This is a genomic window from Sphingosinicella rhizophila, assembly GCF_032378825.1.
GTDB lineage: Bacteria > Pseudomonadota > Alphaproteobacteria > Sphingomonadales > Sphingomonadaceae > Allosphingosinicella > Allosphingosinicella rhizophila.
Genome location: NZ_JAVUPU010000006.1, coordinates 1 through 22940, shown reverse-complemented (window position 1 = coordinate 22940; position 22940 = coordinate 1). Strand labels below are relative to the sequence as shown.

Genomic DNA, 22940 nt, shown 5'->3' with positions numbered 1-22940 from the left:
TATCGCGCCGTGATTTCCTCAATGGGACGCTTTTGGGTACTGGAGCGGCCCTACTTAGCGCGTGCGGCCCTGCGGATACTGCTGAATCTCGCTTCGCCCCCTCCGGCTCTCCGTGGACTGGGTATGGGGGTATTGGCGACTATCGATGGGCGAACGGAAATACAGAGGACGTGCGCGACGCCGCACACGGCATTCGGGATAGCTTGTACCCGAAGGACGCTGCACTACCCGTGGCAGAAAGCTATGATGTCGTTGTAGTGGGTGGGGGGTTCTCAGGGATTTCCGCTCTGTATGAATTAAGCAAGCAGTCGAAGGCGAGTCAGCGCTATCTACTGCTTGAGAACCATGCGATATTTGGGGGAGAGGCCAAACAGAACGAGTTTGAAGTCGATGGTCAACGCCTGGTTGCGCCTCAGGGGTCTAACTCGGGTGCGATTATACAGCCCGACTTCGCGCGTGGCGTCTACGGGGGCGGTCGTTACGATGTCTACGCCGACTATTGGCGGGAACTCGACATGCCCAGCGAATTTCCACTTGAGCCCCTCGCTGGCGGCGCCGAGCGCTACGAAATCGCGAACGACCACTATGATCCGATGGTGCGTGAGTCGCGATACGACGTCGGATACTGGTTCAAAGGCCATGGCTGGGTTAAAAATCCAATGGTCGATGATTTCGCTCGTACGCCCTGGCCTATTGAGACGCAGCGCAGCTTGTCTGATTTCGTTGCCAACCGTCGGGACGCGATAACCGGGCGCCAGGATGTCGATGAATGGCTTGATGGAATGACCTATGGCGCCTTGCTTGAGCGGCTGGGCTATGGTCTTGAAGCGAGGCGGTATATCGACCCATTTATAGCGGTCAGCAACTTTGGTGTTTGCGGGGATGCCATTTCGGCGTTCGCCGCTAAGCGGCTGGGCCTGCCGGGCACGATTCCTTCGGGCGAGAAGTCTCGGTTTGCCACGCGCAATCCGATCTCCTTTCCGGGCGGCAATGCTGCAATTCTCCGAACGATGCTGTCACGCATAATTCCCGACGCGTTCATAGGCGGTCGATCGAAACCACCCGTCATGGAAGGGCAAGTTAACTTTGGAGCGCTCGACCGGGAAGATGCACGTGTGCGCATTCGCCTCCGAGCAACTGTCACCCGCGTCGCCAATGTCGGCAATCCCGAGAGATCTGAACATGCCGAACTGATTTATGTACGCGACGGCCGATTAGCCAAGATAAGGGCTCGCGCCGTGGTGATGGCTACCGGAGGATGGGTAAATCGACGCGTTGTCGCGGATTTACCCGACCAAATTCGTGACGCCTACGGCCGCTTCAACTACGGCCCTATCCTCACGGCTAACGTTGCGATTCGAAATTGGCGCTTCTTTGACAAACTTGGTTTTACTGTGGCGCGGTGGTTCGAAGGGCTCGGATGGCATGTCTGCGTGAGGAGAAATGTTGCTAATGGTGCCGACGCTCGGCCACTAACACCGGATTCTCCGATCGTCCTGACTTTCTATATCCCGTTTCTCCATCCCGGTGCCGACCCCGCGTCACAAGGAGCGCTTGGACGTCAGCAACTACTGGAAACATCGTATGCGATATTTGAACAGCAGTTGCGAACGTGTATGACCGAGATGTTCGGCGCAGCCGGGTTCGACGCGCGCCGCGATATTGCCGGAATTGTCCTCAATCGGTGGGGGCATGCATATTTGGCTCCGCCGCCCGGGTTCTTTTTCAATAAGGACGCAGGCGGGACGGTATCGGACATTATTCGAATGGGTCACGGTCGGATAATCTTTGCTCACTCCGACCTGCAAGGTAATATGAGCATGGCCCACGCGATGCGCGAAGGGAAGCGAGGGGCGTTGACTGCTGCGAGTATGCTCTGAGGGAAGAAAAAGTGCTTAAGAACGAATCGTTCAAGCGCAAGCGCTGTGCTCATGGCCTGGAATTACAACGTGGCCTGAGCACAGCGCTTACTCGCCATCAACACCTCCACCTCATCGAGAGCGATGAATCAGCTCCTTAGCAAGGATTGCAAGCTATTGAGTCCGGATCCTAATCCGCGCCTCGAGAACACGCTTGCGGGTCATGCGATCGAGCGCACGTTGGATACCATGCCAGCGGCGGCCACTGGCCAATCCGCAGCATGGTCGCCGACTTCGAGCTTTCGCAGACCACCATGGTTTGGGTATACGGCGCACTTGGGCCTGTAGCCGCACGGTCCGAGATCTCCAAGCTATCCACAGATTGGCTCTTTGTGGACCCGGCGTTGGTGGAGGGTTGCCTCCTCAGCAGCAGCGGCTGACCCCGCCAAACCTTTTCTCCAACCGTTCCGCGTAGAATTTGCCGCGGTCCATCACCGGTTCTCCCGGATGCGCGACCGCTCGATGACTGACATAAGCCTCGTAGCTCGGCACGCCGACCATCAGCCGCGCTGTGAGCTTCGCAAGTTCAAGCCAGTGCATCGCCCACCTCCCGCGACGTCGGCGCATCGGATCGTATCGCTTCCGAAACCGCCTTGACCCCGTAGAACACGATTGCGGCCACGACGATCATGAACAAGGCGCACAGGCTTGCATTCACATAATCGTTGAAGATCACCTGCCGCATCTGCCCCACTCCTTTGGCAGGCGGAAGAAGCTCGCCGCGAGCTAAAGCATCGGAATATTTCCCCGCATGCGCGAGAAATCCGATCCTCGAGTCTGGATGGAACATCTTCTGCCAGCCCGCGGTGAGCGTGCAGATCAGAAGCCAAGTAAGGGGGAGCAACGTCACCCACGCGTAGCGCGCGCGCTTCATCCGGAAGAGCACCACCGTGCACATGGTAAGCGCGATAGCCGCAAGCATCTGGTTCGAAATACCGAACAAGGGCCAAAGCGTATTGATGCCTCCGAGGGGATCGGTCACGCCTTGATAGAGGAACCAGCCCCAACCGCCCACGGCGACCGCGGTGGCGAGGAGGTTCCCGGTCCAGTTCCGCGTGTCCTTGAGCCGTGGTACTGCCGTCCCGATCAGGTCCTGGATCATGAACCGGGCGACCCGGGTCCCCGCATCGACTGTGGTGAGGATGAACAAAGCCTCGAACAGGATCGCGAAATGATACCAGAAGGCCATCATCCCAGGCCCGCCAATCACGTTGGACAGGATATTCGCCATGCCGACGGCGAGCGTAGGGGCGCCGCCGGTGCGCGACAGGATGGTCGATTCACCCAACTCGCTTGCGAGCTGGTCGAGCATCACCGGAGTGACTGTGAAGCCCCAGCCAGAGACCGCAAGCGCTGCTTCGTTGGTGGTGGAGCCGATAAGGGCGGCTGGGCTGTTGAGCGCGAAATAGATGGCCGGATCGAGCACCGAGGCTGCGACGAGCGCCATGATCGCGACGAAGCTTTCCATCAGCATCGCTCCGTAGCCGATGAAGGGGGTGTGGACCTCGTTCTCGATCATCTTCGGGGTCGTTCCCGATGAGACGAGGGAGTGAAATCCGGAGACGGCGCCGCAGGCGATAGTGACGAACAGGAACGGGAAGAGGGTGCCCGCGAAAACCGGCCCGGTGCCGTCGATGAAACGGGTGACCGCCGGCATCCTGAGCTCCGGCTGGACGATCAGAATGCCGATGGCCAAGCCGACGATCGTTCCGATCTTGAGGAAGGTCGAAAGATAGTCGCGGGGGGCAAGCAGCAGCCAGACGGGAATAACCGAGGCAATGAAGCCGTAGGCAATCAGCATCAGCGCCAGCGCCTCTCCGGAGAAGGTGAAGGCGGGGGCCCAGACCGGGCTCGCCGCAACATGTTCGCCGAAGACGATCGCGAGGATGAGGCCAATGAAGCCGATCAGCGAGACTTCGCCGATGCGCCCGGGCCGGATGTAGCGGCCGTAGATGCCCATCAGCAGCGCGATCGGCATTGTCGCGAAGACGGTGAAGGTCCCCCAGGGGCTGTCCGCCAGCGCCTTCACAACCACTAGCGCAAGCACGGCGAGCAGGATGATCATGATCATCAGGATTCCGATCATCGCGATCACGCCGGGAATGGTCCCCATTTCCGTGCGGATCAGGTCTCCAAGCGAGCGCCCGTCCCGCCGCGTCGAGATGAAGAGGACGACGAAATCCTGCACGGCGCCCGCGAAGACGACGCCGACCAGAAGCCATAACGTTCCCGGCAGATATCCCATCTGCGTCGCCAGCACCGGCCCCACCAGCGGTCCGGCCCCCGCGATCGCCGCGAAATGATGGCCGAATAGCACATATTTGTGGGTCGGCACATAATCCAATCCGTCATTGTGCCGCACCGCCGGCGTCCGCCGCGCTGGATCAAGACCAAGCACGCGTCGCGCGATAAAGAGTCCGTAAAATCGATAAGCCGTGAGATAGACGCACACCGCAGCCACCACGATCCACAGCGCGTTGATTGTCTCGCCGCGATGAAGCGCCACGACCCCGAGTGCTGACGCCCCGAGCAACGCCACTAGAACCCACGGCCCCCAAACAAGGACCGATCTGTTTGCCATCATGTCCTCTCCCTGTGCGTTACTGGCCGCATACTAGTGCGGCGACGAGCGCTACTAGCAGAGCGCCAAGCAAATACGTCATACTTAAGGCTCGCAGGATTCCCGTAGGAACGCGGAAAATACCGCGTGTTCAGCTCTTAACTTGAACGATAGGCAAACCTCCCTTTGATGGCACCAAATGTCTGGACCTCATACTTCGGTCTCGCTGGATAGAAATGTTCGACATCCGACAGCATGATCGCTCCTTACCACGCGCTCAGCGCACCACGGGTAGGTCGATGTATGACTGCTGGCCGGCTGAATGATGGATGACGTTCTCGGCGACGATGCCTGTAGCCTCGAACTCGTTCGGCCCGCCGGTGTTGAGGTTGCGGACGAATTTCGGGAAGTTCGAAGACGTCACCTCAATGCGAATCCGGTGGCCTTTGCCGAACTGGATGCTGGTCGCGATCGGGGACGGCTTGATGGTGTACGTCTTGCCCGGCTCCATCAAAACCGGCGTATCGAAACCTTCCCGGTAGCGCGCGCGGAAGATGGTATCGGCAATAATCCACGCGGTTCCGTCGGGCGCTACATCGACCAGCTTGACGGCGAAATCGGTGTCTTTCTCGCTCGACGATACCTTGAGGACCGCGTTCACGAAACCGCTCACTTCCATGTCTGCCGGTAATGGATCACTGGTGTAGACGAGCACGTCGTTGCGCGCCTCCACCCCCCGCTGGTCGAAGGCGCCGGGAACGACGATGCCCCCGTTGCAGCAGTCGCCGCCGCCAACTGTCGGCACGGGGTTCATCGGATCGTAGCGAAAGCGATCGGCAGGCTCGTTGCCTGGTGGGACGCGATCAAGCCGACCATCGCCGTTCAGGCTGTTCGCCGCGCCACCGCTGCGTAGATAGAAGCGCACCGTCTCCGCGCCTTTTGGCGGCCAGCTCTCCGAAGAAGCCCAGCGGTTTGCGCCCATCAAGAAATAGCGGACGTGCGGCGTCGACGCGGGGAACGCGCGTCTATCGCCCTTCAGCCAGCGGTCGAACCAGCCGAACACGGCGCCGTTCATGTCGAAGGTGGTGTCGCCCATATCGCGATCGCCGATGCGTGTGTCTCGCCCCAGGCTGGCGTAGGCGCAGTGGGTGACGGGCGCGATCACCGCGTATTGGTTCGCGCTCGCCTCGCGGTCGGTGTTGGCCGCGCGGGCATGGTTGAACAGCTCGAGGTTCGGACCTATCGAAACATCGTACCAGGCGTTGAACCAGAGGGCCGGTACGCCCCAGCCCATGTCCTCATGGTACAGCCCCCCCTGGCGCCATCTCGCATCGGCCGGAGTGCGCGCGATGAACTGCTCAAACGTCGCCGGCGGCTCGCCGAGCGAACTCAGCAGTTCGGACACGGGCAAGTGCTTTATCTGCCTGTTCCAATCGATCTTGGGCTTTGTTGCATTCAGGTCGTTATATTGCGTGATGTGGGCGCGGGTCTTCTCGTCGAGATTAGCAGGCAGCTGCGCACGTAGCGGGTTGTCGACGCCATACAGCCACACGAAGAACAGGTTGCGCGGGACGCCGCCGGTGTACCAGTTGCCTTGTTCCTGAAACCGGCCGATCTTGCCGATTCCCGCGCCGGATGACATCGGCACCATCGCCGCATGCGCCGGATGATTCATTCCCGCGAGCGCGAGCTGCCATTCAGCGGAGGACGAGCAGCCGAGCGTGCCTACCTTGCCATTCGACCAGCCCTGGGCGGCGATCCAGCTCAGCATATCATACCCGTCGGTCTGCGGCTTGCCGAGGATTTCCCACTGACCTTCCGAGAAGAAGCGCCCGCGCTCGTTCTGAACGATGAACACGTAGCCGCGGCGGACCGACTCGATTGCATAGCGCAACGTCGGGCCGCGCAGCTTGTGCTCGTTGTACGGCGTCTTCCAAAGGATCGTCGGCAGCCGGCTGCCCTTGGCTTTGGGCGAATAGATGTTCGTCGATAGTCGTACACCGTCGCGCATCGGCACCATCACCGCAGTCCGCGCATCGGCGATCGTTGCGATCTCGCGCTCCTGCGCCTCCTGACTGTACTTTGACAGGTCCTGCGCAGTGACCGGTCGCGCGACAGATGCTGCACACACGAGAACAACAATCGAGAGCGAGCGCATTCTGGGGGGGCGTCGCACCAGCAGCGGCTGCGAGCACGCAACGGCTCTCGTCATCGAACAGCGCTTTTGACAAACACGCTTTTGGGCAGCATCGCGTGAATGCCTTTTGTGCCGTCTACCACCTGAGTGACGCGCAAATCTACCGCTGCACTGCAGAGTATATATGCCTCTTCCCGACTGAGGCCTTTTGTGCTCACCAGATATTCGACCATTTCTTCGACAGCACGTTTTGCCGCCTCGTCAAGGTCCGGATCAAGACCCATCGTGATATAATGAGTTGGTGTTTCCGCCTGGGGCCATCTCAGCTTCAAGTCCTTACGAAGGAAGATCTGCAGCTTGCCCCGAAGGGATGCTTCAAGGGCGCTGCCATTGACCTCCCCGTCCCCCTGGGCCGCATGCCCATCACCCACGGAGAGAAGGCCACCTTTCACATGAACCGGCAAATAGAGGGTCGAGCCCGCGACCAATTCCTTGTTGTCGAAGTTGCCCCCATGATATCCTGGAGGTCTGCTGGAAAGCCTGCCGACAAGGACTGGCGGTCCCACGCCGATGTTTCCGAAGAAGGGGCGTACCGGGACCTCGACTCCGGAGGTGATGGTGGCGACCTTTCTTTTAAGATCGATAGGGACGAATTTCCCGCCTTGATACGGGAAGAGGTGTGGCAGGGTGCCTCCTCCCGGGGTGAAAACGTTCACGGCCCATGGCTCCGCCATCGCCATGTCGCGGATCCTGATTTCTAAGACATCACCGGGTTCAGCCCCGCGAATGGCAATCGGGCCCACCAGGATGTGGCTTCCCTCCTGTTTTACCTTCTCATCCATTTCTATCATGGAGGGTCGGATCACCCGTTCAGGTACACCCAGGAGCCTTAGTATGCGTGCGCCCGTAACCATCGTCTCTACATTGACGGTATCGCCGGGCTCGATCGTGAGAACGGGAGACTTCGACCCGTCAAAGTACCCCCACACCACCGTCGATGGTGACGCTTTCAACGTGTGTTCGCGAGCAGTTGGTGCCTGATCTGCCGCCTTCGCAAAAACAGCAGTTGGGAAGAAAACAGCTGCGAGCAGGGCTACGCCACGTGAGGGCGTTCGCCGAAGGATTTTATTCATTGCACCATCCCCTCAAGTCGCGTTCGGGCCAGCGCGAGCCGCGCACGCAAGGCTGTCGAATAGGGTAGCTGCTTCAAAGATCTAGCCTCTGCAGCACTTAGCGCGAGCAGAAGGTCGTGCACTGCGGCTTGTCGAGCCTTCTGATCGAAGCTACTCCGGTGTGAAATCCATATCGGCGCGGTATGAGCGAATGGGGGTGTTCCCATGCTGGGCCATCGCGTCTCGCCGCCACGTGCTTTTGCAGCAATCCAGCCGCCCCGCGGGAGCATTACAACGCCTTCATATACTTTCCTGCTACTTGCTAGGGACCGATTTGTACCCCAGATTACGGCTCCATTTGCTATGATCTCGATCCGTTCGACATTGGCTGCGGAGGGAAGCTCCAGACGCCATCGCACGCGGCTGTCCCCGTGTGGAATTACTTCGCCAACTTCCTTGCCGGCTACCTGAAAGAGAAGTATCGGGCCGTTTGTGATGAAGCTGCGCCCGCTCTTGAGCGCGCTCTGATAACTGCTCCAGCTTAGAGGCGCTCCGTCGAGCTGAACGTATGTTCGAACCGTCCCCAACGCCATGCCCCGGTGAGTATCCACAAAGGCGTCCGTCCCTGCGATCGGAACGATATCGAGGCCCGCATTCAGTAACCTGTACCATAATTGACTGTTGCCCTCACCGCTACTCCATAAGCCTAGCAGTTCAAGGGCATCGACCTCGCCCAGAACGGCGTCGGCTACGAGTTCCAGCGGGATCTGCCCTATTGCATCCTTCGCAAAAGGATCGGCAACTCGTATCGCATGGACGTAAGAACTGAGGCCACCCTCGCGTCTGGTGAGCTGCAAAGCCTCGGAGTTAATTCGATCCCCAAAGCCGTAATCTGGATATGGGGGGCCCCAAAACCATGGCTCGTAGAGCTTCTCGATTCCGATTAAGCCGAGGTGACCCAGTAGATCGGCGCGAACTTCCTGGCCGAACTTCAGGATTGAACCATCCGTGCCCACACGCTCCGTTCCGGCCCATTCGGCATCCAGCAGTCGGTTGTTGATGTTGGCCAGCAGAGGTGTAGCAACATCAAGTGCTTCGCCCGCCATCAACGGTAGTAGAGCGTCCGGAGTTAAACGATAGATACCATCATACGTCATATGGAAATGGTGATCTCCCGAGACCCAGCCGGCGGCTCTTGGGTTCCAGAGACTGGAGAGGCGGACGCGGACGTCGCTGTCACGGCCTGCAGGTATCCGATCGACGCGCGTCTTGGAGAGGGCGGTGAGACCTCTCGACGCTGTGACGCGAAATCCTCCAGCAGGTGCCTCTAACTCGATGGTGCCCGGAGAAAAGAAATAGACTCGGCCACTTTGAGAATCGAAGTAGCTGGGACCGGACGCCGGCACCAAGGGGTGCCCACGTTCATCTTCGATCGTCAGGCGCACCGGTATCGGTGTGTCGTCGTCTTCCATAGTCGTGACAATTCTGATGCGTCCAGTTTTGGCTCGCCAATCCCAGGATTCGACTTTTACTTCTTCGGGCGTGCCGCCTGCCGCGCGGACCCGGTAAAGCTGTGACCGATTATTCAGATCCCCCTCTACGAAGTAAATAGTCGCACCATCGGCACTCCAAGCGGGAGAACGAGGGAGGCCACGGCCTTTGGTGACCTCGTATGCAGGTACGGGATCTGCCCGATCAATCGCCTCAATCTGCCAACGGGAGCCATTAGGCCATGCATAAACGAGAGTTTGTCCAGCGGCGTTTAAATCAAAAGAAGCTTGCCCCGCTCCCGACTTCGCTCTTAATATCCGCTCTGAGCCGTCGCTCAAGGATATCTCCCGAATTTCCTTCCTCAGTCGAGTGTCGGCGGACAGATACGTGAGCTGCTTCCCGCCAGGTAAGGAACGCGGGTTACGCTCTACGCCGACCGCACTGGTGACCCTTGTCCGTTTCCGGCTACTGAGGCTGATCCGCCAGATATCGAGATCTCCAGCCTCGGCCGACGAATAGAAAACGGTTTGTCCGTCGCGCGAGAACTCAGGATCGAGATTGAGCGCGCCGTTCTCGACTAAGGGATCTTCTAGTCCTCGAGCTAAGTTCAGGCGGACAATGCTCGTAACTCGGCCGCTGTCGCGAACAAACACAAGCTCTCGAGAATCCGGAGACCACCGAGGCCGTGAGTCGATGGCCTTGCCGCGGGTGACGCGAGTAGCGACACCGTTGGTAAGGTTGAGCACCCATATCCAGCCCTGCGCGGCGAACGCAACATGCAGACCATCGGGAGCCGGCGCGGGATCAATCGGCCCCGCTGAAAAAATGGGAAGCTCGTGCCCCTCATAATAGACGCTATGCCGAAGCCAGTCTGGCCTTGGATATCGGTTGGTCCACTGCGCCTCCGCCGGAGAGAGCAGCACCACCTGCAGGAAAGATGCGAGGCCGGCGCATAGGAGAGGCCATCGGCAGGGAAGCCGCTGTATGGACATGCGCTGAACCACCTCTGTCAGAAGCTGTGGCGCGGAAGGATCACGCTTCTTTGCTCATGTTAACAGTATCTAAAATCGCAACTCACAGTTGCGAAGCGGTTCCTCTTCCGGGGTGTTCAAGTTGAGGCTATCGAGAACCCTAACCTCGGCGCTGCGGGAGGCGGGCCATTGACGATCGAAATCAGCAGGAGTGAATTTTTCGCGTTGGCGCTTGGCTCAGCCGCAGCGTTCCAGGCGAGCAAAGTGAACGCCACTCCCTTAGTCGAAAGCATCCCGCCAGGCCGGCGGGAGCAGCTCGCATGGCTGCAACGGTCCTGCAAAACGCAGTTCACGGCGCCGCCGCCGCCCGATGACGGCAGTGAGATGATAGCCGTCGGGGAATATTGCCGGGCCAACCGAATTGTCGGCGATTATTACGGTCAGAGCGCTTTCCTTCAAGCTTTCGAGCGCAAGATCGCAACTCTCTTAGGGTTCGAAGCGGGGTGCTTCATGCCTACAGGGACCATGGCCCAGTTAATCATGTTGCGAATCTATGCCGATCGCTCCGGCAATCGCACGATGGGCTTCCACCCCTCGTCCCACCATCTGCTTAGTGAAAACGACTCCTTCACCGTCCTCCATAACCTTCACGGGCTGCAGATCTCTCCCTGGGAGCGACCGATCAGTGCGGCGGATATCGAGGCCGCTCCTCAGCCGCTCTGTGCCGTCAGCGTCGAAATTCCGGTGCGGTGGATCGGCGGTCAGCTACAGACTTGGGAGGAATTGGAAGCGATTAAGCGAACCTGTCGGACGCGCGGGATCAAGCTTCATATGGACGGTGCACGTCTCTGGGAGAGCCAGCCTTATTACGGCCGTTCATTCGCTGACATATGTCGCGGCTTCGATACGGTATATGTTTCTCTCTACAAGATGATCGGTGCTCCTGGAGGCGCAATGCTCCTGGGCCCAGGGGAACTGATCAGGGAAGCGCGCACCTGGCGCCGACGGCATGGTGGCGAGATACACCGGCTTTTGCCCTACGTAGTTTCAGCAGCGATGCGGATCGATCCGATCCTTTCCGAGATGAAAAACTATGTGAAGCGCGGTCGCGCGCTGGCAGCCGCCATCGCAGCCGACCGCAGGTTGAAAGTGCTGCCAGAAGCACCGCCCACCAACCTGTTCCGCGTCTTCATCCCTGGCGATGCCAACAAGCTCACTGAGCGCCGGAACCGCATCGCGGAGGAGAGTAAGATCTGGGTATCGGGCAGCTTCTCGCCCTCACGTTTCCCTGGGTGGGTCCAGACGGAGCTCCAGCCAGGACCGAGGTTCAATATTGGCGAGCGCGAGGCTGCCGCCGCCTTCTCTTCTCTGCTTGGTTAGGCTCCAATATCGGTCAAGGGAGCCGGCACGCTGCGTCTCTGGTCGCTTGGGGTGCCCGGGTCGGGACATTGCAATGAAACCGGTTGCTGGAGAGGGAACGGTCAGCTCTTTGGTTTCCGGTGTATCCGGCGGGAATATGGACGTAGCGCTGTTCGGTCCCGGCGCGAGCGTACGTTTTCCGGTTCAAGTTCCGGATGCCGGCTTCTCGAACGGAGGCGGCCATGCTCTGCAAGGAGACGGAAAGATGGCAGGTCGGCGGTTGAAACTGCGCTTTCGGTCTTCTTTGAAGCCTAACGACATGTGAGTTGTTGTGGCAATCTCTCCATCAGCCAAGTCGTGAACATCAAGAAAGGCGTCCAATGCCGCATCGATGTGACGGCTCTTTCCGTTCAGGAGGTATCGTGAAGCAGAACCTTTTCCCTTTCCACCTGGCGTTTCCAGTCCACGACATCACTGTGGCTCGCCATTTCTACGGCGAGGTCATGGGATTGCCACAAGGTCGAAGCTCTGACACGTGGACCGATTTCGATCTGTTCGGGCACCAGATTGTCGTGCATCTTAAGCCGGGAATGCTGCGCGATGGATCGAGCAATCACGAAAACCCAGTCGATGGCAAAGACGTTCCGGTTCCGCATTTCGGGGTGGTACTGGACATGACTGAACATGAAGCGCTGGCGAACCGCTTACGTTCGAAGGGGGTCAAGTTCGTCATTGAACCCTATGTTCGCTTCCACGGCCAGGTTGGGGAGCAGGCCACCATGTTCTTCCTGGACCCGTCGGGGAATGCACTCGAGTTCAAGGCCTTCGCAGATCCGACGAATCTCTTCGCAACCTGAGGAGCCCTGCGGCAGTTTGAGAAGCGTTGGATCTTCCTGGCTTTGCCCCACGATATCCGCTAGCTCTTCTGCTGCCACAGCGGCCCGTTCCAGCTGGATGGGGCTGGGGCAATCATCATCGTCTCGGACTCGCATTTGATGGGATTTAGAGCGCGGAGCACCGAGGGCGACAATCGCCATTGAGGGACCATCCTGATTCCAGATCGGTCGCGAGTCCATTCGCGAGACGGAGTTCGATGCCTGAGGTGCGGAGCGCCCTGTTCAACACGGCAGGCGGCGCCACTTAGGTAGCGCTCTAGCCATGGGGAGGGGTAAGCGTAGGATATCTTCACCATTGCGGAAAGATGGTCGTTGCGAATGGCACTGCGGTCGCGGCAAGGGAGCTGGCCCGCGTGCTGTGGAACGATCTGACGCCTGGCCCCATGCGCCAAGCGGATGCGGGCTATAATCCGGCGCTGCAATGTGTGCGCGAGAAGGAGCTCGAAAAAAGTCAGTGGAGGTGGCGCAGCCCGCGCCATTCTCATTTGCCAGGATTTAATCGCCACCTGACGATGCTCCCTGGTGCGCTGCAGCTCAAGTTCGATGTTAGGCGCTCACGATCCTCTCATGTGGGGCGGACACTTGCTCTTTTCGTGCAGACATTTGGGCCTCCGCGAGGCCAATCCCCGGTCCGGTCCTTGACCCAAGCGTAACGACCAGACGGGGCCATTTTGCGGCCGACGCTGCCCATATCGATTCAGGGCCGATTATGCTTGTTATGGCGACGAGAGTTTTGATCTCGCCACGCGTAGCTAGAAGGCGCAGCTGGCAAATAGCGACTGCGAGTGAACTGTGCGTGCTTGTCGCGCGTCAGCCGGAGTGCGCGCGGTGAACTGCTAGGACGTGCTCGAGATGCCGCATTGTCAATGGCAGCGACATCAGGTCGCAACCTTGGCCGACAAGGCATCAGTAGTTCCAGTCCCGTAATGATCAGTGTCTTTGCTCATGTTAATTGTTTCTGAAATCTCAACATGCGGTTGCAAAATGGTGCCTCTTCCGGCAGGCTGCATGGATCGTGGGTGAACGTCTGGTCGAGTGGTGATCTTGCACCGCGCGGCAGCGTCAGAGTCCAGGCCTGCACGTAGAGTATTCTGGCCATCCTGACGCTCGCAAGCTCATCCGGGTGCTTGCGGCAGATGCACATTCTTGCGCGGCACCTGATCAACGTTGAGTTCGCACTGGTGCGACGCTGCTATGGGTGGAGGGCCAACATGCTGGATCTAGGTGATCTCAACGTTTTCGCGAAGGTTGTTGAGACAGAGAGCCTGACCAACGCCGGTCGGCTGCTCGGTTTGCCCAAATCGACCGTCAGCCGACGGCTCTCCCGGTTAGAGGAACATCTTGGCGTTCAGCTCCTGCACCGAGGTACCCGAGTGGTGACTGTGACTGGGGAAGGCCGGCTGTTTTTCGAGTACTGCCTGCGCGTGATCGGTGTTATCCGCGACGGAGAGCGTGCCCTGCAATGTGATCCGGCCCATCCACAAGGTGTCGTTCGCGTCGCGATCCCTTACGTACTTGGACAAAGCCTGATAGGGCCGTTGCTTGCCGAGTTCCTCGAGATTTACCCTGACTTACGCTTGGTGAGCGTCCTAAGCGATGATCCAGTGGGGCGGCTGCGAGATGGCTTTGATGTCGCTCTGACGGTAGGTCCACTGATCGATTCAGGCTTGATCGCTGTAAAGCTGGGGGTGACGGGTTGTGGCGCCTTTAGCGCACCGGGCTACTTAGAACGGAAGGGGGCCCCACAGAGCCACGTTGAACTGCCGCGCTTCGATCTTCTCGCAGCGGATACATTGGAGCGGCGTCAGAAGTGGACACTTCAAAAAGACGATCATCAGGTGACCGTCGAGTTTACGCCGAAGCTAGTCTCCAATGACCTGATCCTCCTCCGTGACGCTGCACTAGCTGGATCAGGGATCGCCAATCTACCTGCCTTTCTCTGCAAGCAGGCTCTCGCTACGGGCGGCATTGTCGAGGTGCTCCCAGGCTGGAGGACCTCTGACATCGGCTTTTTTGCGCTCTTCGCCGATCCGAAGGGTGTTCCCATCCGGGTCCGCACCCTCATCGACTTTCTCGTCGAGAGGCTACGACCAAGATTGTCATGGGACATTAACTAGCGTCTCGCTTTCCCGAACAGTGAGTTCCGAATTATTCAGCTATCATGGAATGCGCTACAGCTCGACTATCGGCCTAACATCATGGGGAACGGTGGGGCATGCAAAGCGAATTCGCGGCGCAGCGGCGGGATCTACTCAGCTTATTCGAGTGCGCGGTAGAGGCGGTGTCTGCCGAGCGCGTAATGCCAAAGCTATTGCCCTCAGCCTCACAGGGGCGTCTCTTGCCGATAGCTATCGGTAAGGCTGCCTCTGCGATGATGTCCGTCGCGCTTGAGCGAATTGAGGGCGTTTCTTCCGGACTTGTCGTTACCCGGCGAGGACACTTGTCCGCGGATTTCACGGCGCGCCAAGGTATCGAGATAATAGAAGCGGGGCATCCAGTCCCCAACCTGCAAAGCGTGCGTGCCGCGGAGCGTGCGCTGGAATTAGCTCATGCCTTAGGTCCACAGGACCATCTCCTACTGCTCCTCTCGGGAGGGGGCTCGGCCCTCCTGTCGGCGCCAGTCGAAGGTATCACACTCGCTGACAAACGCTCGACCACGTCCTCCCTGCTCGCTTCCGGCGCAACGATCGCAGAGATTAACGCAGTAAGAAAACACTTATCGCGCATTAAGGGCGGCCGACTCGCCGTCGCCGCTGGGCCCGCTCGAGTAACAACGCTAATAATTTCGGATGTGCCCGGTGATGATCCATCATTCGTCTCCTCCGGCCCCACCGTCGCCGATAACACCACCTTGGGTGAGGCGCGTGAGATCGTGGAAAAATATGGCATTCCACTTTCAAATAGTACGAGGAGGGCGTTAGCTGATCCAGCGAACGAGACCCCACCCGCCGATAGCCTGGGGCTTGCGGGCAGCGCAATAATGGTGATCGCGCGGGCACGCGATGCCCTCGCCGCTGCCGCTACGTGGGGGACTGCAAGGGACTACGCTGTCACGGATCTGGGCGATACACTCCAGGCGGAGGCACGATACCTAGGCGCTAGTCACGCCGCGCTCGCCCGTCGTCTGGCAGCGGACGGAAAACGCCGGGTGATTATCTCAGGTGGCGAGACGACCGTGACAGTGGTCAATAAGCATGGGCGTGGAGGCCGCAACCTGGAATACCTGCTTGGTTGCGCCATCGCCCTAGGCGGCGAGCCCGGTATTTGTGCACTCGCCTGCGACACCGATGGCATCGACGGGACGGAGGAGGCTGCTGGCGCGATAGTGACCCCCGACACGCTCTCTCGGGCAGCTGCCCTCGGCCTTGATCCAGCCGAGCATCTAGCGAGCAATAACGCCTTTCTTTTTTTTGCAGCCCTCGGCGATCTGGTGGTGACAGGTCCAACACTTACCAACGTCAACGACTTTCGAGCCATCATCATAGACGGTGACCGGTGAGGCCGCTTCCTTTTCTGCCCTGGAAGGAGGGCTGCTGGCACCGGAGGAACATGGCCGCCGGACTTGCTACAGATGGAACCCACGTTCGGCAGACGAAGCTCGGCAGAGGTTCAGGTTACCGAGTCTTCCCCTCGAAATTCGTAGGAGGGAGAACCCTTCGGCGGGACGTCGCTTGCGATCCGAGAAAAAACGATGGCAGGGCTGAATTGTCTGGCGCTGTGCGGATGTTGCAGATGCGGTCACATGCGTCATGAGCGGGCGGCCAAGAGTCTTGCTAACGCGCCGTTGGCCGGAGGCGGCGGAGCAAGAGTTTCAAAGGCACTTTGAGGTCACACTGAATACTTCCGATCGCCCTATGACGGAAGGCGAATTGGCAGAAGCAATGAGCGAGTTCGACGCGGTGTGCCCCACAGTATCTGATACCATAAACGCAACCGTCCTGGCCGGCCGGCCTCGCGCTAGCCTACTTGCCAATTTTGGCGTGGGCTTCAACCATATCGATATAGGCGCGGCGCGTGCCGCGGGCGTGGCAGTCACCAACACGCCTGGAGTGCTGACCGACGCCACGGCTGAAATCGCCTTGCTGCTGATTTTGATGACGGCACGACGGGCCGGCGAGGCAGAGCGCGAGGTGCGAGCGAGACGCTGGGCCGGATGGCGACCCACCCATATGCTTGGAGCCTCCGTCACCGGCAAGACCTTGGGTCTAATCGGCTTCGGACGCATAGCGCAGGCCACAGCTGAGCGTGCTCGTTTAGGTTTCGGAATGACCATCCTGTACCACGCAAGACGTCGAGCGCCGGCGGAGCTAGAGGAGCGGCTGAACGCCTGCTTCTGTGAGAACTTAGACGAGTTGCTCGCGAGCGCCGACTTTGTCTCTTTGCACGTGCCGGGGGGCGAGGCGACGCACCATCTTGTGAACGCAAATCGGCTTAAAGCGATGAAGCCGGGTAGCTTCTTGATAAATACGGCACGAGGTGATGTTGTCGACGAACAGGCATTGCTTAAGGCATTGGAGAACGGGCCAATCGCTGGCGCCGGACTCGATGTGTACGCGAACGAACCTTCAATCCTTCCGGAGTTCACAGCTCGAGAAAACGTCGTGCTGCTGCCGCACATCGGTAGTGCGACCGCGGAGGCGCGGGTCGCCATGGGTTTGCGGGCATTTGAGAACGTTGCTGCCTTTTTCGAAGGCCGCACGGTACCGGATCGGGTTGTCTGAACCGTGGAGCGAATTTAAGGGTCTAGCCTGATCAATGGCGCGGGACGATTGATAAATGCCTTGAGGGCAAAGCTGCTCTGGATATGAGCGACACCAGGCACCTTCGTAAGAAGATCGAGGAGGTCCCTGTAGTGATCGAGATCTCGGACCACACAGCGCAAAAGATAGTCTGCACCGCCAGACATTAGAAATCCGCTCATGACTTCTGGGAGAGTGGACACGCGTGCTTCGAACGCATCTAGAGCTGAGCGGACCTGCCGCTCCAGGGTGACAGAAACGAAAGCGCTCATGCTTCCAGCAAGCTGTCGCTCGTCCAATCGGGCGAAATAGCCGGTGATATACCCTGTTTCCTCCAATTGTCTGACGCGGCGGATAGTCGGGGTAAGCGACAGGCCGATAGCTTCGGCCAGGTCGCTCCAGGTGATACGACCGTTCGCAGTGAGATGCTGGAGGATCCGGCGATCGTAGGCATCAAGCGTCGGCGGATCGCTCATAAGATCAACCTTCCTCGCACGCGCAGGGCAGATTTAACTCAGATAGGTGTCATTATAGCAAATGTCACTAAAAGATATACGCCTTTGGTCAAACTTTAGCGGCTAATGCCATCAAGTTTGCGGTATCCTGCCTCGCAAAGGGAAAGCAGGAATGATGCCGGATCGGGTCCTCAGTCTGGAGTCAATCTACAACGCCGAGATAGGCCCAGTTTTTATGACGGGTATTCAGGCATTGGTGCGTCTGCCGCTCATGCAGCGACGGCTTGATCGCCGGCGCGGGCTCAACACGGCAGGCCTGATCTCCGGCTATCGTGGCTCGCCGCTCGGCGCCTACGACCAGCAACTCTGGAGAGCGCAGAAGTATCTCGACGCACACGATGTCTTGTTTCAGCCCGGTCTGAATGAGGATCTCGCGGCCACCGCGCTCTGGGGTGCGCAGATGCACAAGGCATTTGGGCCGGTCAAGGTCGATGGGGTATTCGGCATCTGGTACGGCAAGGGCAACGGCGTCGACCGAAGTGGCGATGTGTTCCGCAATGCCAACATGCTTGGTACCTCCCCTTTAGGAGGTGTCCTGGCGATTGGCGGCGACGACCATGCCGCCCAATCCTCCATGTTTCCGCACCAGACGGATGGCATTTTCCAGTCAGTTCACATGCCCGTGCTGCAGCCCGCCAGCGTGGCCGAAATCCTGACTTTGGGTCTGGCGGGGATCGCTCTTTCCCGGTTCGCTGGCGTGTGGGTCGCGATGAAGACAATCGCGGAAGTGATAGAGAGCGCTGCGTCATTCGACCTTCCCGATCCGAACGTCGATTTCATCTCGCCTGCTGAGGTCATCCCGCCCCATGGGCTAAACTGGGATCCTTCGATCCAGTGGCCCGCCGAGCGTGTCGAGTACGAGCGGCGTATGATCGAGGAGCGGATCCCTGCTGCCATCGCCTGGGCAATGGTCAACCGGATCGACACGCCCCTTTTCGCGAGTCGAGTTAGGCGCCTGTGCGTCGTCACCGTCGGGAAGGCGCATCAGGATCTGATGCAAGCATTACAGAATTTGGGAATTGGACAAGGCGAGGCGGAGGCCCTTGGATTGTCGATCTACAAGGTCGCCATGAGTTGGCCACTTGCAGCCGAGCCGCTGCTCGCCTTTGCCGGAGAATGCGAAGAGATTTTCGTAGTCGAGGAAAAGACTCCTACGGTCGAGAACCAGATCAAGGCCGAACTTTTCAACCGAAGGAGCAGCCGGACCCGCGTCACGGGCAAGCGGGACGCCGAGGAGAAGCCACTACTACCCTCTATCATGGAATTTACGCCGCTGATGGTTGCAAAAGCCCTGGCGTCGCGACTCGTGCATGATCCGGTTGGGGTTCAGGAGCGGCTGAAGGTTTTGGAGGTAAGCTCTGGTCGAAGCGAGGTCGTTTCAATCCCCACGCGCAAGCCGTTCTTCTGCTCCGGCTGTCCTCATAACACATCGACCAAAACGCCTGACGGTTCGATCTCAGCCGGCGGCATCGGTTGTCATGTCATGGCACTCTCCGTGCCAAAACTGAAAACCACGACCTTCAGCCAAATGGGAGGCGAAGGCATGCAGTGGGTTGGAGCGGCGCCCTTCTCTCAAGCCAGCCATGTCTTTCAGAACCTCGGCGATGGCACGTATCAGCACAGTGGCCTGCTAGCTATTCGCGCTGCAGTGGCGGCGAAGGCCAACATCACCTTCAAGATCCTCTACAATGACGCGGTGGCCATGACCGGAGGCCAGCCCGCGGAGGGTGCAACCGACGTCGCGCGGATTATCGCGCAACTGCAGGCGGAAGGTCTAGTGCAGGTGCGGCTGGTCAGTGACAACGCATCTAAGCGGCGCGACCTACCCGGCGGCGTGACGATTGAGCACCGCGACGACTTGGAGGCGATTCAACGCGAGATGCGTGAAATCCCCGGGGTGACCGCGATAGTTTACGAACAGACATGCGCGGCCGAGAAGCGGAGGCGCCGCAAGCAAGGAGGGTACCCCGATCCTGACCGGCGCCTGTTCATCAATCCGCGCGTTTGTGAAGGCTGCGGCGACTGCTCAATCCAATCCACCTGCATCGCGGTTAAGCCCTTGCCGACGTCCGATGGCGTTAAGCGCCGGATCGATCAGTCGGCCTGTAATAAGGACTTCTCCTGCTTAAAAGGCTTCTGTCCGAGTTTCGTTGAAGTGGAAGGCGCAATACTGCGTAAGCCCGAGAACAGCCGAATAACTGCGCTTGAGGCTGCTTATTTTCCGGGCTTGCCGCCGCCGACACTGCCCACGGTCGAAGAGGTTTACAACGTGTACATCGCTGGGATCGGGGGAATGGGCGTCCTGACAGTTGGAGCACTTCTTGGCACTGCAGCCTACTTGGACGGACTGGCTTCAACCGTGCTCGACTTTACCGGCCTTGCACAGAAGAACGGTGCGGTTGTGAGTCAGGTCCGGCTCGCGCCGGCCGGCAAGGCCATCCATGCCGTCCGCATCGGTGCGGCGGAGGCGGATCTATTACTCGGAACCGATTCATTGGTGGCGAGCAGCCCGGATGCGTTGCGCAAGTTCGCGTCCGGCCGAGGCGCCATTGTGCTCAACGTCGATGAGACGCCGACCGCCGAAAGCGTCACAGACCGCGATGCAACGCTGCCGAGCGCCCGCATAATGGACACGCTGCTGTCACGCGCTGGTGACGGCCGAGCGTTTCTCCTGAACGCGACGCGTATAGCAGAAGGGTTGTTCGGTGATAGCATCGCGGCAAATACGCTGATGGTCGGCTATGCCTGGCAAAGTGGACTTCTGCCAATCTCTGTCGAGGCCTTCGAGGCTGCGATCGAGGCCAATGGCGCAGCGGTAGCGCTCAACAAGCGGGCCTTCGCCTGGGGGCGCCTCGCCGCAGTAGAGCCCGAGACGGTAACCGCCGTTGCTGGTGTCGCCGAGCCCCAGATCGAGGAAGATATGGCAGCGACGATCGCTCGGCGCTCTGCGGACCTTGCGGCCTATCAGAATGAGACCTACGCCGAGCGCTATGCGAGTCTAATGCGTCATGCGCAGGCTGCAGCTCTGTCCTTTGGGACGCGGGGTGAGCAACTGGTAGCTGCGATTGCGATCAACGCCTATAGGCTTATGGCTTACAAGGACGAGTATGAGGTCGCACGTCTTTATGCTGAGGCCAACTTTCGTGAGGCGCTGACAGCGCAGTTCGAGGGGTTCAAGCGGCTGTCGGTCTATCTCGCACCGCCGTTGCTCGCTCGGAGAGACCCCCACACCGGCCGCCCGGCGAAACGCAGGTTCGGCCCCTGGATCTTCAGGGCGATGGAAGTCATTGCGAAAGGCAAGCGCTTTCGCGGGACTTGGGCGGATCCGTTCGGGCACACAGCCGAACGATTAGCTGAGCGCTCGCGGCGCGAGGAGTATTTGGTCACGATGGAGCGGCTCCTAGCGCGGCTCGACGACGGCAATCTCGACACAGTTCTGGCGATCGCCGGATTACCTGGCGAAGTGAGGGGCTACGGACCGGTCAAGGATGCCGCGAGCGAGCGATATCGAAGCGATCGCCAGGCGCTGCTCGCTCGGCTTGATACCGGCTCCCCCGCGGCCGAAGCCGCTTGAACTCATTTCCTAGCGGGTCAGACAGCATGGGAGGATCAGAAGCATTCGTCGTTACACCGAGCGCGTCCAGGCTCTCGGCGCAGGAGCGGGCGAGCGCGCTCGTAGACCCAGGCTTTGGGAAGATCTTCACCGACCATATGGTTACTCTCAGGTGGAGCGAAGGGAGTGGATGGCACGACGCCCGGGTTCGTGCGCGGGAGCCCTTCATGATGGATCCCGCGAGCGCAGTGCTGCACTACGGGCAGGAGATCTTCGAGGGCTTGAAGGCCTACAGACGCCCCGATGGATCAATCACGCTGTTCAGGCCGGAAGAGAACGCACGTAGATTCAACCGGTCTGCCATGCGCATGGCGATGCCGGAACTGCCGGAGACCTTGTTCATCGAGTCGGTGGAATGGCTGCTGAAGCTTGATGGCGACTGGGTGCCTGAAGGAGAAGGAAGCCTGTACCTGCGACCGTTCATGTTCGCCAACGAGGTGTTCCTCGGCGTTCGGCCAGCATCTCACTACGTCTTTTGCGTGATCGCTTCGCCGGCGGGCCCTTACTTCCAACAAGGGGCTAAGGCGCTCACGCTCTGGGTATCTGATCGCTACAGTCGCGCCGCCTCCGGCGGAACGGGGGCAGCCAAGTGCGGTGGCAACTATGCAGGCAGCCTGATCGCACAGATGCAGGCGGCCGCTCGCGGGTGCGATCAGGTAGTGTTTCTCGATGCCGCTGAGCGTCGCTGGGTGGAGGAACTGGGCGGAATGAACATCTTCTTCGTCATGGAGGACGGGGAGATCATAACGCCCCCGCTAGGTACCATTCTCCCCGGCATCACACGAGACTCGATCATCGAGTTAGCTCGGTCGGAGGGATATGCAGTTCGGGAGGCGCGGTACAGCATTGAAGACTGGGAGGCAGATGCGGTCAGCGGGCGGCTGAGAGAGTCGTTCGTCTGCGGCACCGCCGCCACGGTAGTCGCCGTTGGGGAGGTTCGCCGCCTTAGTGGATCCTTCGAGATCGCGTCCAAGGCACCGGGCCCAGTGACGCAATCGCTTCAGACTCGGCTACTCGATATCCAGCGAGGCCGCGCACCGGATCCTTTGCACTGGTGCAGGACCTTGGGAAAGATAGCGGGTCTTTGATGACATGATCGACACCTCAAAAGCCGGTCCCGGACGAGGTTCGTTCGTTGCTTCGCACAGTCGCAGCAACGGGAGGATCACGCTGGCCAGGGCGTACATCAAGCTCTCCTCCGCAGGTATATTGGGGGAGCGACGCCTCATCGGCGCGCTCGCGAAGGGGGGCGTAACCGAGGCTGCGTACATGCGACTGACCCTCCGGGTGCAGCGCGGCCGTCAGTTCGCGAACGTCCCGATATCCCAAAACCGACACGCTGTTGACGGGCAGGTTTTCGACGGCCCGGCGGAGTGCGAGGATGTGATCCCGAGTTGTGTTTGTGCCTATATGGGCGCGGTAACCAAGGCCGAATTCAGGGGCACTCGAAGGCACACGCCACGGCGGCGATGCTCCCGTGCAATTGCATAGTTGCGGGAAGGCCATGTTGTCATCCGCAGGAGTAGAGCTTCGGCTCCTCCGATACGCTCTTGCCGTCGAAAGCTGTGGCAGCATCAGCGCGGCTGCGGTCCTTCTAGAGCATGATCATGCTTCTGTGAATCGGGAGG

At 59.5% G+C, this 22940-nt stretch carries 15 protein-coding genes and 1 pseudogene; 10 read left to right on the top strand and 6 right to left on the bottom strand.

Annotation, left to right across the window (positions count from 1 at the left end):
• Window positions 1-230: 230 nt before the first annotated feature.
• A complete protein-coding gene (locus RQX22_RS12450; protein ID WP_315726865.1) occupies window positions 231-1880 on the top strand; it encodes an NAD(P)-binding protein in 1650 nt (549 codons plus the stop codon).
• 402 nt (window positions 1881-2282) lie between these two features.
• Here RQX22_RS12450 and RQX22_RS12445 read toward each other — a convergent pair whose 3' ends face one another.
• From RQX22_RS12445 to RQX22_RS12425, 5 genes are all read right to left on the bottom strand, one after another.
• On the bottom strand, window positions 2283-2459 hold the full coding sequence (locus tag RQX22_RS12445; RefSeq protein ID WP_315726864.1) for a YbdD/YjiX family protein: 177 nt from the start codon (window positions 2457-2459) through the stop codon (window positions 2283-2285).
• Window positions 2446-4503: a carbon starvation CstA family protein gene (locus RQX22_RS12440; RefSeq protein WP_315726863.1), complete on the bottom strand. Its 2058-nt coding sequence runs from the start codon at window positions 4501-4503 to the stop codon at window positions 2446-2448. The genes RQX22_RS12445 and RQX22_RS12440 overlap by 14 nt, the downstream gene beginning before the upstream one ends.
• A 253-nt stretch (window positions 4504-4756) precedes the next feature.
• Window positions 4757-6637, bottom strand: a complete 1881-nt coding sequence (locus RQX22_RS12435; protein ID WP_315726862.1) for a CocE/NonD family hydrolase — start codon at window positions 6635-6637, stop codon at window positions 4757-4759.
• 50 nt (window positions 6638-6687) lie between these two features.
• Window positions 6688-7749, bottom strand: coding sequence for an acetamidase/formamidase family protein (locus tag RQX22_RS12430; protein ID WP_315726861.1), 1062 nt, complete (start codon window positions 7747-7749; stop codon window positions 6688-6690).
• A complete protein-coding gene (locus tag RQX22_RS12425) occupies window positions 7746-10145 on the bottom strand; it encodes a CehA/McbA family metallohydrolase (RefSeq protein WP_315726860.1) in 2400 nt (799 codons plus the stop codon). The genes RQX22_RS12430 and RQX22_RS12425 overlap by 4 nt, the downstream gene beginning before the upstream one ends.
• A 234-nt stretch (window positions 10146-10379) precedes the next feature.
• Between RQX22_RS12425 and RQX22_RS12420 the strand changes: the two genes are divergently transcribed.
• From RQX22_RS12420 to RQX22_RS12395, 7 genes and pseudogenes are all read left to right on the top strand, one after another.
• On the top strand, window positions 10380-11570 hold the full coding sequence (locus tag RQX22_RS12420) for a threonine aldolase family protein (RefSeq protein ID WP_315726859.1): 1191 nt from the start codon (window positions 10380-10382) through the stop codon (window positions 11568-11570).
• 73 nt (window positions 11571-11643) lie between these two features.
• Window positions 11644-11874: an acetamidase/formamidase family protein gene (locus tag RQX22_RS12415; protein ID WP_315726858.1), complete on the top strand. Its 231-nt coding sequence runs from the start codon at window positions 11644-11646 to the stop codon at window positions 11872-11874.
• A 55-nt stretch (window positions 11875-11929) separates the two neighbouring features.
• Entirely contained in the window at window positions 11930-12406 is a 477-nt protein-coding gene (locus RQX22_RS12410) for a VOC family protein (protein ID WP_410001640.1), read from the top strand.
• A 317-nt stretch (window positions 12407-12723) separates the two neighbouring features.
• Window positions 12724-13098, top strand: a pseudogene (locus RQX22_RS19340) (hypothetical protein); the annotation flags it as partial.
• Window positions 13099-13581: 483 nt separating this feature from the next.
• Window positions 13582-14562, top strand: a complete 981-nt coding sequence (locus tag RQX22_RS12405) for a LysR family transcriptional regulator (RefSeq protein ID WP_315726856.1) — start codon at window positions 13582-13584, stop codon at window positions 14560-14562.
• Window positions 14563-14660: 98 nt separating this feature from the next.
• Window positions 14661-15944: a glycerate kinase type-2 family protein gene (locus RQX22_RS12400; RefSeq protein ID WP_315726855.1), complete on the top strand. Its 1284-nt coding sequence runs from the start codon at window positions 14661-14663 to the stop codon at window positions 15942-15944.
• A 250-nt stretch (window positions 15945-16194) separates the two neighbouring features.
• Window positions 16195-17166: a 2-hydroxyacid dehydrogenase gene (locus tag RQX22_RS12395; RefSeq protein ID WP_315726854.1), complete on the top strand. Its 972-nt coding sequence runs from the start codon at window positions 16195-16197 to the stop codon at window positions 17164-17166.
• A gap of 14 nt (window positions 17167-17180) precedes the next feature.
• Here the strand turns inward: RQX22_RS12395 and RQX22_RS12390 are convergent, their stop codons facing one another.
• Window positions 17181-17660: an Lrp/AsnC family transcriptional regulator gene (locus RQX22_RS12390; RefSeq protein ID WP_315726853.1), complete on the bottom strand. Its 480-nt coding sequence runs from the start codon at window positions 17658-17660 to the stop codon at window positions 17181-17183.
• A 151-nt stretch (window positions 17661-17811) separates the two neighbouring features.
• On the opposite strand from RQX22_RS12390, the gene RQX22_RS12385 reads away from it, so the two are divergent.
• Window positions 17812-21273 carry an indolepyruvate ferredoxin oxidoreductase family protein gene (locus tag RQX22_RS12385; RefSeq protein ID WP_315726852.1) on the top strand — a complete coding sequence of 1154 codons (3462 nt, stop codon included), beginning with the start codon at window positions 17812-17814 and terminating at the stop codon, window positions 21271-21273.
• Window positions 21274-21299: 26 nt separating this feature from the next.
• Window positions 21300-22400, top strand: a complete 1101-nt coding sequence (locus RQX22_RS12380) for a branched-chain amino acid aminotransferase (RefSeq protein ID WP_315726851.1) — start codon at window positions 21300-21302, stop codon at window positions 22398-22400.
• Window positions 22401-22940: the final 540 nt, after the last annotated feature.